Origin of the sequence: Sedimenticola hydrogenitrophicus (assembly GCF_025175675.1) — a bacterium.
GTDB lineage: Bacteria > Pseudomonadota > Gammaproteobacteria > Chromatiales > Chromatiaceae > Sedimenticola > Sedimenticola hydrogenitrophicus.
The window spans coordinates 1-10,983 of record NZ_JANIOA010000072.1 but is presented as its reverse complement, the minus strand read 5'-3'; the positions used below and the strand labels follow the sequence as shown (position 1 = coordinate 10,983).

Here is a 10,983-nt window from a genome sequence, read left to right as displayed (position 1 = left end):
GGTTTTTTCTGAAAAAAGTGCTGAATAGTTACCTTCTGTCTTTCATATCAGACTCCACAATAATGCGCAGTGACAAGGTTAGGGCGATAACAGCGTATGTTAAATCAAAGTATGCCATATTTAACGCTGCCCCGGACACCATGTATGCGATCAGACTGATTTGCAGCATTTTACCGAGATCATAGATCCATTTTTGGTGTTGATTGTCTTTACATTGCTTGATAATGAAGTTTGTATTTTTCCAGGCCGATACCAGAATAGAGAGAAATATTAAAAGGCCAATAAACCCCATATCACCCAATACCTGAAAATAGATACTGTGTGCTGCGTGTGCCCGATGAGTATCTGGTTGCCTGGTAGGTACGAAGTCCATTAAATGGAAATCTGCGCTGTACTGCAGCCACACAGCAAGATCTTGAATCGCTTGGAAACCACCACCAAAAATTGGATGATCGAGCGCCAGAAGCACACTCAACTTCCATGCGACGACCCTTCCCATAAAAGATCGGTCTTCGGTGGCAGTTTGTATAGTGTCCATTCTCTCAAACCATGATTCTGGTGCCATAGTGATTAAAATAATGCCCAATATGGTTCCTACCAGTATTATCGGTAACCGGTTTTTGGTTTTAATCACGGACCAGATTCCAATTGCCAGCAGTCCGATTAATCCTCCCCGGGAGTAGGTTCCCAGAACTGCAAATGAAGTAAGAACAAATGCCAATATGAGGCTAAATTTCACAATTTTGTTTTGGGAGTAAGTAATTAGATAATACGCTATAGGTAGCAGCATAATCAGAGATAACGCGAAGTGGTTGTTGTCTCCGATGATTGAAAAACCTGGCCCCCAAACGTGATGGGCGCCACCCGTTGCCAGAAATTTCATCCCCTCAGATACCCCGTAATACCCGAGAGAGATTACAAAAATAAGCAGGAGTGAATGTATTCGTTGCCGTGTATTAATCAATCCAACGATGACCAATGAAAAACCCAGAATTTTTAGAAACTTGACCCATTCATCTATAACTACATCGGAGCTAGAGATAGAAGTTAATGCAGAAATGGTTCCCCATGCAGCAAATAACAGTAACAGGACAATGGTTGAGCGTAGCGGAATAACGATTTTTTCTTTTGATATGAACCAGGCAATGAAGGTGAGAATGGCAATTGTGAAGTTGTATCTGATTGAAGAAGCAAATCCATAAACCAGGAAATTAGGTCCAATAATAGCCGCCCATCCCCAAAGCAAGACACCAACGTGCGGCCGAATAAAAATCATTGGCAAGGCGCCAATCATGGTCATGATCAATATCACATCACGCATTGAAAAAGATCCTGTATGATTTTGTTTATTTTAAAATAAAGCATGCTACTTGAAGCCAAAGAGGTTTTTCTTAGCAGCGCATTGGGTTATACAAGTTGGTGTTTTTCTTAAAATATGTTCAACGATAAACGTCAACTGATTTCTTGATGGTGGGGTATAAATAGTTAATCTTGCCACGCTAATGTTTACTCTTTATACACAAACCAGCCATCAACTTTCGATTTCTTGTCGTCATATTTGATACTCCAATACAGAACCATTAATAGTGCGACCATGTCGATTACGAATAACAATCCCATCATGGATGAAACTCCTCGATGCTATAGCACCGCCTGCTCCGGTTGAAAATTTCTCTATAGTAGCTTTTACCAAAACCTCACTAGTGTCCGGAATATTAGTCGAATAGATTCAATTGGTTACTGAATATGTCGTTTTTCATTGCTTGGTCGCACCTCGTAAGCAGTTGATTTAAAGGTGTTGTTTCGAAAATAGTAAGGCTCAAAATCTGTAGGATTGAGTAGAGGCTGGTCTGAATATTGAGTCGCTTTTTGATGATGGCAACCAGAACATAGACGGAGACAGCAATCCAGACCTGAGTCTTGACCGCATTCTCCGAGGTGCCGAAAAACGATTTGATGCGCAGGTGCTGTTTGATCCATTTGAAGAATAGCTCCACCTGCCAGCGGTACCGATAGAGTTCGGTGATCGTGAGAGCCGGGATGCTGAGATTGTTGGTCAGGAAGACCAAACGCTTGTCGGTTTCGGCATCGTAATATTTGATCCGACGGAGCCTGTCGGGATAGTGCTTTGAGGTATAGAAGCCGGTGAGCATTCCGGTTTGATCGCAGCGTAGGCCGGTATTCTTGTCCACGGGATGCGAGTAGATTCTGCGAAACTGCAGATTGGACTTGGCGCGAATGACGAAGAAGGCGGCTTCCTGTTGCAACTGGTAGAGACGTTCGAAGTCCGTGTAGCCGCGGTCCATGACGTAGAAGGCGCCAGGCTCTGGCAACAGCAAGTCGAGTACATTGACATCGTGAAGCTTGCCGTCGGAGATATGGATAAAAGACGGGATATTGCCCCTCAGATCGAGCAGGGTATGCAATTTGACAGCGGCTTTTGTCTGCCGAAACTGCGCCCAAGGAAAGACCGATAGGCAAAGATCGATAGTGGTGGCATCGAGCGCGTAAACCGTGTTGTCTAGCTCGAGGCCAAGATCCTCGTCGGCATAGAGCCGCCGGGCGGTTTGGATCAGTGACTGGGCGAAGTCGGCGTATATACGCCAGTCGCGCTTTTCGTTGGCCTCGGCCAGCGTGCTGCGGGCGACATGGGCACGAATGCCCATATGGTAGAGCTTGTTGCTCTGGGCATTGAGACAGGCCTCGATGTCGCGCAGGCGATGGATCAATACATATTTTGACTGGTTGGCAACTAAACAAATCAAAGATTCTCTAAAGCAGTATTGACTATTAGTACTATTCATTGACCTTCTTATCGATCAGACTAGAACTTCAATGGTAGCCGGGTGGCTAAGAAAATCCTGTGGACTGGCGCGAAGACCATAGGCCCCGGATTGATAGACAACAATTAGGTCCCCGATGGCGATTACCGGTAATTCCATTCTGTGGGCAAGAATATCCAGAGGGGTGCATAGCGGACCCACGATATTGACACACGCAAGATTTTCATCCTCAACACGGTTGCCCAGGCAGACCGGGTAGTTTTTTCTGATGACCTGTCCAAAGTTACCTGATGCTGCAAGATGGTGATGCAGACCACCGTTGGTCACTACGAATACCTCGTCTCTTGAGCGCTTTATGTCGATGACACTGCAGACATAGATACCGGCTTCACCAACCAGGTAGCGCCCCAGTTCGATCACTATCTCGACGTTTGGCATTTCAGGACGATAACGCTCCAGTAACTGCTCCAGATTGCCGGCTACCGGCTCCAGATCAAGCGGTTGCTCTCCAGGGAAATAGGGAATCCCGAAACCCCCGCCAATATTTAGCCAACTTATGGGTGAGGGGGCATGCTCTGCCATCCTGCTGGCCAGTTCAAAAGTCTTGGTTTGTGCCTCAATAAGTGCCTCGGGGCGCAGGTTTTGAGATCCGCTGAAGATATGGAAACCCTTGAAGTTGAGATTCAATTCACCGATACGCCCCAGGACCCGGGGGACCCTCTCCGCATCGATGCCAAACGGCTTTGGCCCCCCGCTCATCTTCATTCCGGAAGTTTTTAATTCAAAATCTGGGTTGATGCGAACGGCCACATTCGGGGTGATGCCAAGCTTGTCGGAGAGTCTGGCGATACGCTCCATTTCACCCTCAGACTCCATGTTGATAATGACACCGGCTGCAATAGCAGCAGACAGTTCAGTGTCGTTTTTCCCGGGTCCCGCAAAGCTGATCTTTTCTGCCGGAATACCAGTATCCAGTGCGATCTTCATCTCACCCAGTGAGGCGACGTCGAGTCCGTCTGTGAGACCGGACAGATGTTGCACCACAACCGGCATCGAGTTTGCCTTGATTGCATAGTGCAGGTGTATGTCATCCGGCAGAGTTGATCTGAGCTCTGCAACGCGTCTGCTGATCACCTGGCGGTCATAGGCGTAAAAGGGGGTCTGTCCCACTCTTGCTGCCAGCCTGGATAGTGGCATCCCGCCTATATGCAGCTCATTATCGATGATCGGGAACTGGGACATTGGGGTGTGCTGCGGCGCTGCTTTCGTCACGATTGATTCTCCTGGAACAGTCCCTGACACTCTATTGACAAGGCCTTCCTGTCAATTTTTCCGTTCTGGTTTCTGGGCAGGCTGTTCTTGACCAGAACAGCCTGGGGGACCATGAAATTGGGTAGCTCTTTCTGACAATGCTTCAGTAGAGCCGCTTCGTCGATGGCTTCGGTAGCGGCTACCAGTACTACAATAGCCTGACCCAGTGTCGGGTGGGGTACGCCAAGCGCCGCAGCCTCCCCGACAAGCTTGGAACTGTAGATCACCTCTTCGACCTCGGTAGGGCTGACCCGGTATCCTGAGGTCTTGATCATCTCATCCTTCCGGCTGATGAAGTAGAGATAGCCCTCTTCGTCCTTTTTTACCTGGTCCCCGGACCAGACAGCGATCTCGGTCAGCGGGATTTCTGGCGTCTGACCGGGGCAGGGCTTGAAACGTTCGGCGGTCTTTTTTGGATCATTCCAGTAGCCCTGGGCGACCAGGGCGCCGCGGTGTACTAGTTCACCCGGTTCTCCCGGGGTACACTCAGTACCATCCTCTCTCACCACCAGGATCTCAGCGTTGGGGATCGCCTTGCCCATCGATTCCGGGCGGCTGGAGACCTGATCGGGCGGCAGATAGGTGGAGCGGAAGGCCTCGGTAAGACCATACATCAGGTAGATATCGGTGGAAGGCAGTGCCTGTTGAAGTTTGTTCGTAGTGGTCTTCGGCATGGCGCCACCGGAGTTGGTGATGTAGCGCAGCGTGCTGGCGGCGGTCTCCGGCCACTCGAGCTGGGCCAACTGGTTCCAGAGCGGCGGCACCGCGGCCAGTCCGGTGATTTGGTAACGCTCAACCGCACGGACAACATCCCGGGGCAGCAGGTAGTCCATCAGCACGACGCTGGCACCGACAAGGAATGCTGTGGTCATCTGACTCAGTCCGTAGTCGAAACTGAACGGCAGCACCGCCAGCAGCCGGTCTTCCGCCCGATTGGCCAGGTATTCCGCCACGCTCTCCGCGCCGGCCACCATGTTGCGGTGGGAGAGCACCACACCCTTGGGATTGCCGGTACTTCCGGAGGTGTAGAGAATCGCCGCCATATCGGAATCGATACGGCGATGAGCCTGCCTGGTGGAGTCTGACATGACATGAAATGCCTGTGGCCATGTGAGTATCTTGATGGTTTCCAGGGTGGGCGGCTTGAGGGAGTCGGGGCCGGTAATGATGACCGTGCGTAGATCATGACATTGCGGTAGAATATCGGCAAGCAGGCCAAGGCGATCCAGCGACGTGACCAGCACGCGGACGTTGCAGTCATTCAAGATATAGGCGACTTGGTGTGGCTTGAGTAGCGGATTGACAGGAACGAACACGCCGCCTGCCTGCGCCGCACCAAACAGTCCAAAAACGGTCTCTGGCTGTTTAGGAAGGTAGATGGCGACCCGTTCAGCTGGCGCAAGCCCCAGTTGCACCAGACCGGCGGCGACGGATGTAACCTGCGCCTGTAACTTCGCGTAGCTATACTCATTATTCTTGTGGATGAGTGCAATCGCATCCGGCGTCCGAACGGCGGAACGCGTAATGAGCTGATGGATTAATCCTGACATCCTGGTCTCTAACCCTTCGTAAAATAGTTGTATTATTTGGCCTGTGCGCCGATTTTTATACTACATTGAGGGTATTGTAATGTTAAGAAGATGACATTAACAGCTGGTGTTACGGCAGGCATAAGAAACAAGATTGCTCATTGAGATTGGGAGTGAATCAAGGAAGATGTATCATGCTGTTTAATTCCTACCAATTTATCTTTCTGTTTTTACCTCTTGTCCTGACGGGCTTTTTTCTCCTGTCGAAAAGAAACAGCGTTTATCCGATAGCCTGGTTGGTCATCGCGTCTCTCTTTTTCTATGGTTGGTGGAATCCGGCCTATCTGTTACTGATCATTGCCTCTATGGTGATCAATTACGCGCTGGGGCGCATACTAAGCGAGGAGCGCAAGTATACTTTAATAATCAGGAAAGGAACCCTGATCGCTGGAATAGCACTGAATCTATCCGCGTTAGCCTATTATAAGTATGCGGGCTTTTTTGTTGACAATATCAATGCCCTGATTACAACTGATTTTAATCTGAAGCAAATTATTCTGCCGCTGGCCATCTCGTTCTTTTCCTTCCAGCAGATTGCCTATCTGGTCGATGCCTACCGTGGGATTACCAGAGAGTACCGCTTTCTACACTACGCGTTGTTTGTTACATTTTTTCCCCAGTTGATAGCAGGACCTATCGTGCATCATAAGGAGATGCTCCCGCAGTTTCTCAGGCCCACGTCGTTCAGACGAAATATTGGAAATCTCTCCATCGGGATCACAATTTTTAGCATCGGCCTTTTTAAAAAGACCGTTCTGGCGGACAGTGTTGCACAATATGCTTCACCGGTTTTTGATGCCGCCTCCGGCGGTGAAACACTCTCGTTCTTTGTCGCCTGGGGAGGTGCACTGGCCTACACCATGCAGTTGTACTTTGATTTTTCCGGATACTCGGATATGGCCATCGGTGGTGCGAGGATGTTCGGCATCAAGCTGCCGCTCAACTTCCATTCCCCCTACAAGGCGACAACGATAGTCGAATTCTGGCGCCGCTGGCACATGACCTTGTCGCGTTTCCTGCGTGATTACCTGTATATCCCTCTTGGCGGCAATAAGTGTGGACTGATACGACGCTATCTGAATCTGCTGTTGACCATGTTGCTGGGCGGTTTATGGCACGGTGCCGGATGGACCTTCGTGGTCTGGGGCGGACTGCACGGCCTGTACCTGATTGTCAATCACGCCTGGAACGGAACAAAGCGGTATCTGGGCATTGGACGATCGGGCGACTCCCGCTACGGAAAAGCATTGGCCTGGGCAGTGACCTTCCTGGCGGTGGTGGTCGGCTGGGTATTCTTCCGGGCAAGTGATTTCACCAGCGCAATACGGATGCTTGAGGGGATGGCGGGCGTTAACGGTGTTGAAATCCCCAATGCAATCTTGTCAAGAGCCGGTAAATGGGGAATTTGGCTGCAGGAGCAGGGGGTACGCAGCTATCTGGGGGGCGGGTCTGTATTTGTAATGACCTATCTGTGGATCGGAGGTCTCATGGTTGTTGCGCTATTTCTGCCCAACACGCAGCAGTTCATGGCGCGCTATCAGCCCGCACTGGTGCTTTACAGCCATGATGAGTCGAGCCGTTATGCCATCACACCGAAGGTGCCGCTAAGTTGGCGACCCACGACCGGTTGGGCATTGGCTGTGGCAGCGATCAGTACCTGTGGGGTCTTGGCGCTGACCTCGGTGTCTGAATTTCTCTACTTTCAGTTTTAGCCATGACATTGCGTAATCAATACAACTATATCAACAAGCTGCTGGTGCTGTTCTTGCTGTTCCTACTGTCTGCCGGGGCGCTTAACTATCTCATTGATCCATACGCGTTGTTTGATTCGGTCAGACTGTCCGGGTTTTCCGATCTCAAACCCGCCGCCGGCGGCCACGTGCGCATGGCCAAACCCTACCAGGTCAGAAATTATTCGCCAAAGGGCATTGTCGCCGGAAATTCACGGCCAGAAATGGGCATTGACCCCCGCCATATCTGCTGGCCTGACTTCGCCAGGCCGGTCTATAACCTGGGCCTTCCGGGTGCCGGGGTCCATATGCAGGCGCGTACCCTTCAACACGCGCTATTCGAGGGCGACGTCAAACTGATTCTGTGGGGTCTCGATTTTGCCGATTTCCTGTCCGCAAGTCCGGAGCGCGCCGGAAAATATCCTTGGCCCGTTTCTCCACGACAATACGAAAACCGGCTGATAATCCGGGCGAACGGCAGTGGTAATCCCGTCTACCCCTTTATAAAACTGGAAGATTATCTGACAGTCATCTTTTCTCTGGATACGGCGGCTGACTCCTTAAAAACCATAACGCAGCAAAGTAACCGGAATGTGTCGACACGCCTGCGGAACGGATTCAATCCGGCAAATGACTACTGGCCAATTATGTCGACAGAGGGGCAGTTTGTGCTGTTTGAACAGAAAAATCGGGAGATTGATGAACGTTTCTCGAAATCAGGCTTGACGGTGTTCCCATATCCGGCAAGGCAATCAGAAGAGTTCGCCAGTGTTGCGCATCTTCTGAAATATGCAAACAGTAACCGGGTCAAGGTCATTCTGTTTATCAATTCCTATCACGCCGATTATCTGTCGACCATCTACCGGCACAACCTGTGGCCCCAATTCGAGGCGTGGAAATACCGACTGCTGGAAATTGCCGATGAAAACCAGGTGGAACTCTGGGATTTTTCCGGGCTCGATGAGTTCAACTCTGAGCCCGCACCCGCAATTGGAGATAAAAGTGCCAGATTAAAATGGTTTTGGGAGCCAGCGCATTATAAGAAAGAGGTGGGTGACAAAATGCTGGAGAAAATATTCGGCCAGTGGTGCCGGTCCGATGCCTCTCCCCAGATCGGTCTCAAACTCAGCTCAGAAAATATCTACAGATATCTGGAAAATGAAAAGCAAAAAATTGAAGCCCATATTGTTGAAGGACACAACACCATAGTAGGTGCTACACCTCATGTGTCGCGCCAGGCACTTCAGGCAACGGATTAAGTTGTTGAGTATTTACCCAGTAGTGGCATTAGTCATGCCCCAATAATTTGTTTTCATCCTATTTTCTGCCGGATGAAATAGACATGTAGCATGGCTTCCTGGAATGCACCGCTGGTGAAGTCCGGCATTGCACCCTGCAGGAGGCTCGCCCCCAGGCCTATATCGCGGTAAGGCGCCGCTCCTCCTACAGGTCGATTTTTACGATGATCGGATTTATCCTGATGAGGCGCTGACCAGGGAATCGTAAACTACCAGATAATTATCCACCATGGCGGAGATGCTGAACTGCTCCTCGGCCCTTCTCCTGCCGATCTCGCCTTGTGACAAGCGTAACTCCTCATCTCGCACATAGCGTTCGAGCATCTCCGCCATGGCACGGCTGTCGGCTGCCGGAACCAGGGTGCCCGATTCGCCGTCCAGAACCAGTTCCGGATTCCCGCCGACGGCGGTGGCGAGAACCGGCAGGCCGCATGACATGGCTTCCAGTAGGGTGTTGGAAATGCCCTCCGATAGCGAAGGCAGGACAAACAGGTCGAATGCTGGCAGGATATCCTCCACATCGTTTCGTGAGCCGGGCGCCCACACCAGGTCGCTATAGCCGGCACTCGCAATCCGTTGCATGACCGGCTCCCTGCACGGACCGTCACCAATCATGACCAGCCGCGCGCACGCGGCCAGCTCGGCATGGTCGTCGAGCATGCGGATAAAACCTTCCGCCAGATTCATCTGGTCCTTCACCGGCTGAAACCGGCCGACGGTACCGATAATGACGGAATCCCTGTCGGCGAAACCCTCCCGCACGGGTATCGGGGGTCTCTCACCCGGTGCCGGTGAGAATTTCTCCGTGTCGACACCGTTGTAGATCTGGGTGATACGGGTGCCGTCCACACCCACTTTATCCCGCAGGTAGTACTCCAGGTCCTTGGAGAGGGGTATGTAGCGCTTGACCAGCGGTCGATGCAGACGCCGCAGGAGCTGCATTTTTCTACTGCTGCCATTCAGTTCGTCCATATCACGGCCGTGCTCTCCATGGATTCGGTGGTCGATCCCGGCCAGGTAAGCCGGCAACAGAGCGTCCAGTCCTGAAAGGTTACGTGAATGAAGGATCTCCGGCTTGAGACGACGGAACAGGCGGTACAGACGCCACTTGGCTATCGGATCACGCCCGGGCTTTTTATGGATGGCAATGACCTCAACATCGTTCCGCTGCAGGCGGTCCCGGAAGTCGGAGTAATCATCCATGCAGATAATTGCATGCCGGTAACGCTCTTCCGGTATGCGATTTATCAGGTTGATCAGGCCGTTTTCCAGGCCGCCGATCCAGAGGTGATGAATAACATGCGCAATAAGGGGAGGGGACGATGTCATAGGATGCGATGATTCATGCGGTTCAATTATTTTTAAATCGAGATTGTACGATCGCCTGAAATGATCGCCAAGGGCAGGATCGCGTTACCCGCCGCCCTGCGGCGTTGACGCAGCCGGTCGGCGAGAATAGGCGCTGCCTGGCCATGCCCGATTGCCTCGTGTTTTATGGCTGATAACAGGTCGGTGAGCGGGGCACCGGTGGGTGCTAAGGAAATACCTTCATGCGTTCACGGTCAGTTCCTGGCTCACCGGAGTTATGATCTGTTTCGCGGCCAGGTAGTCGATGATCTCCATCACGCATTGGTCGACGTCTCTGACACTGGTATCGATGACGATCTCCGGATTATCGGGTACCTCATAGGGTGATGAGATACCGGTGTAACCCTTGATCAGACCGGCGCGGGCCTTCTTGTAGAGGCCCTTGGGGTCGCGTGTCTCGCAGACATCCAGTGGGCACTTTACATGGATCTCGATAAAATCCCCCTCGGGGACCAGCTCCCGTGCCCGTTGCCGGTCCTCTTGGAAGGGGGATATGAAGGCGGTAAGGGCGATGATTCCGGCATCGATGAACAGTTTGGCCAATTCGCCGATGCGCCGGATGTTTTCATTCCGATCAGTGTCGGAGAAACCCAGATCACCACAGAGGCCGTGTCTGACATTGTCGCCATCCAGTACATAGGTGTTGGCTCCGAGTTGATAGAGGCTCTCCTCCAGGGCGTGGGCGATAGTCGATTTGCCGGCTCCCGAAAGGCCGGTAAACCAAAGGATCACACTCTTGTGTCCATTGTTTTTCGCTCGGCGATCCCGGGTAACGGTGGGCTGGTGCCAGACTACGTTCTTATCCATTAGTTGTATTCCATGTCAAAATATTAACCCGATAGTGCTCCCCAACATCATAGTCATGAGTCCACCTATCGGCAAGCCTGTGCCTGGAGAAAACGGT

Annotated in this window: 8 protein-coding genes; 2 read left to right on the top strand and 6 right to left on the bottom strand. The window is 51.5% G+C overall.

Features of this window, described 5'->3' with window-relative positions; all coding sequences use genetic code 11:
- Window positions 1-28: 28 nt before the first annotated feature.
- The 4 genes from NPX02_RS20635 to NPX02_RS20620 all read right to left on the bottom strand — a co-directional run bounded on the left by NPX02_RS20635 (window position 29) and on the right by NPX02_RS20620 (window position 5,644).
- A complete protein-coding gene (locus NPX02_RS20635) occupies window positions 29-1,321 on the bottom strand; it encodes a putative O-glycosylation ligase, exosortase A system-associated (protein ID WP_260295942.1) in 1,293 nt (430 codons plus the stop codon).
- Between the two features lie 394 nt (window positions 1,322-1,715).
- Window positions 1,716-2,804, bottom strand: coding sequence for an IS4 family transposase (locus NPX02_RS20630; RefSeq protein WP_260295941.1), 1,089 nt, complete (start codon window positions 2,802-2,804; stop codon window positions 1,716-1,718).
- A 15-nt stretch (window positions 2,805-2,819) separates the two neighbouring features.
- Window positions 2,820-4,055, bottom strand: a complete 1,236-nt coding sequence (locus tag NPX02_RS20625; RefSeq protein WP_418067363.1) for a pyridoxal-dependent decarboxylase, exosortase A system-associated — start codon at window positions 4,053-4,055, stop codon at window positions 2,820-2,822.
- Window positions 4,052-5,644: an acyl-CoA ligase (AMP-forming), exosortase A system-associated gene (locus NPX02_RS20620; protein WP_260295940.1), complete on the bottom strand. Its 1,593-nt coding sequence runs from the start codon at window positions 5,642-5,644 to the stop codon at window positions 4,052-4,054. The genes NPX02_RS20625 and NPX02_RS20620 overlap by 4 nt, the downstream gene beginning before the upstream one ends.
- A gap of 173 nt (window positions 5,645-5,817) precedes the next feature.
- Here NPX02_RS20620 and NPX02_RS20615 point away from each other — a divergent pair, with 173 nt between their 5' ends.
- Together NPX02_RS20615 and NPX02_RS20610 are read left to right on the top strand one after the other, a co-directional pair.
- Window positions 5,818-7,395, top strand: a complete 1,578-nt coding sequence (locus tag NPX02_RS20615; protein WP_260295939.1) for an MBOAT family O-acyltransferase — start codon at window positions 5,818-5,820, stop codon at window positions 7,393-7,395.
- A 2-nt stretch (window positions 7,396-7,397) separates the two neighbouring features.
- The gene (locus NPX02_RS20610; RefSeq protein ID WP_260295938.1) at window positions 7,398-8,672 is read left to right on the top strand and encodes a hypothetical protein; all 1,275 of its coding nucleotides are present in this window, start codon (window positions 7,398-7,400) and stop codon (window positions 8,670-8,672) included.
- A 213-nt stretch (window positions 8,673-8,885) separates the two neighbouring features.
- Here the strand turns inward: NPX02_RS20610 and NPX02_RS20605 are convergent, their stop codons facing one another.
- Both NPX02_RS20605 and cysC read right to left on the bottom strand, forming a co-directional pair.
- On the bottom strand, window positions 8,886-10,040 hold the full coding sequence (locus NPX02_RS20605; protein WP_260295937.1) for a TIGR03088 family PEP-CTERM/XrtA system glycosyltransferase: 1,155 nt from the start codon (window positions 10,038-10,040) through the stop codon (window positions 8,886-8,888).
- A gap of 219 nt (window positions 10,041-10,259) precedes the next feature.
- Window positions 10,260-10,886 carry an adenylyl-sulfate kinase gene (gene cysC / locus NPX02_RS20600; RefSeq protein ID WP_260295936.1) on the bottom strand — a complete coding sequence of 209 codons (627 nt, stop codon included), beginning with the start codon at window positions 10,884-10,886 and terminating at the stop codon, window positions 10,260-10,262.
- Window positions 10,887-10,983: the final 97 nt, after the last annotated feature.

Excerpts from the sequence above, each read along its gene's own strand:
- NPX02_RS20620 (WP_260295940.1), bottom strand. The coding sequence starts at position 5,644 with ATGTCAGGATTAATCCATCAGCTCATTACGCGTTCCGCCGTTCGGACG.
- NPX02_RS20615 (WP_260295939.1), top strand. The coding sequence starts at position 5,818 with ATGCTGTTTAATTCCTACCAATTTATCTTTCTGTTTTTACCTCTTGTC.
- cysC (WP_260295936.1), bottom strand. The coding sequence starts at position 10,886 with ATGGATAAGAACGTAGTCTGGCACCAGCCCACCGTTACCCGGGATCGC.
- NPX02_RS20630 (WP_260295941.1), bottom strand. The coding sequence starts at position 2,804 with ATGAATAGTACTAATAGTCAATACTGCTTTAGAGAATCTTTGATTTGT.
- NPX02_RS20605 (WP_260295937.1), bottom strand. The coding sequence starts at position 10,040 with ATGACATCGTCCCCTCCCCTTATTGCGCATGTTATTCATCACCTCTGG.
- NPX02_RS20610 (WP_260295938.1), top strand. The coding sequence starts at position 7,398 with ATGACATTGCGTAATCAATACAACTATATCAACAAGCTGCTGGTGCTG.
- NPX02_RS20635 (WP_260295942.1), bottom strand. The coding sequence starts at position 1,321 with ATGCGTGATGTGATATTGATCATGACCATGATTGGCGCCTTGCCAATG.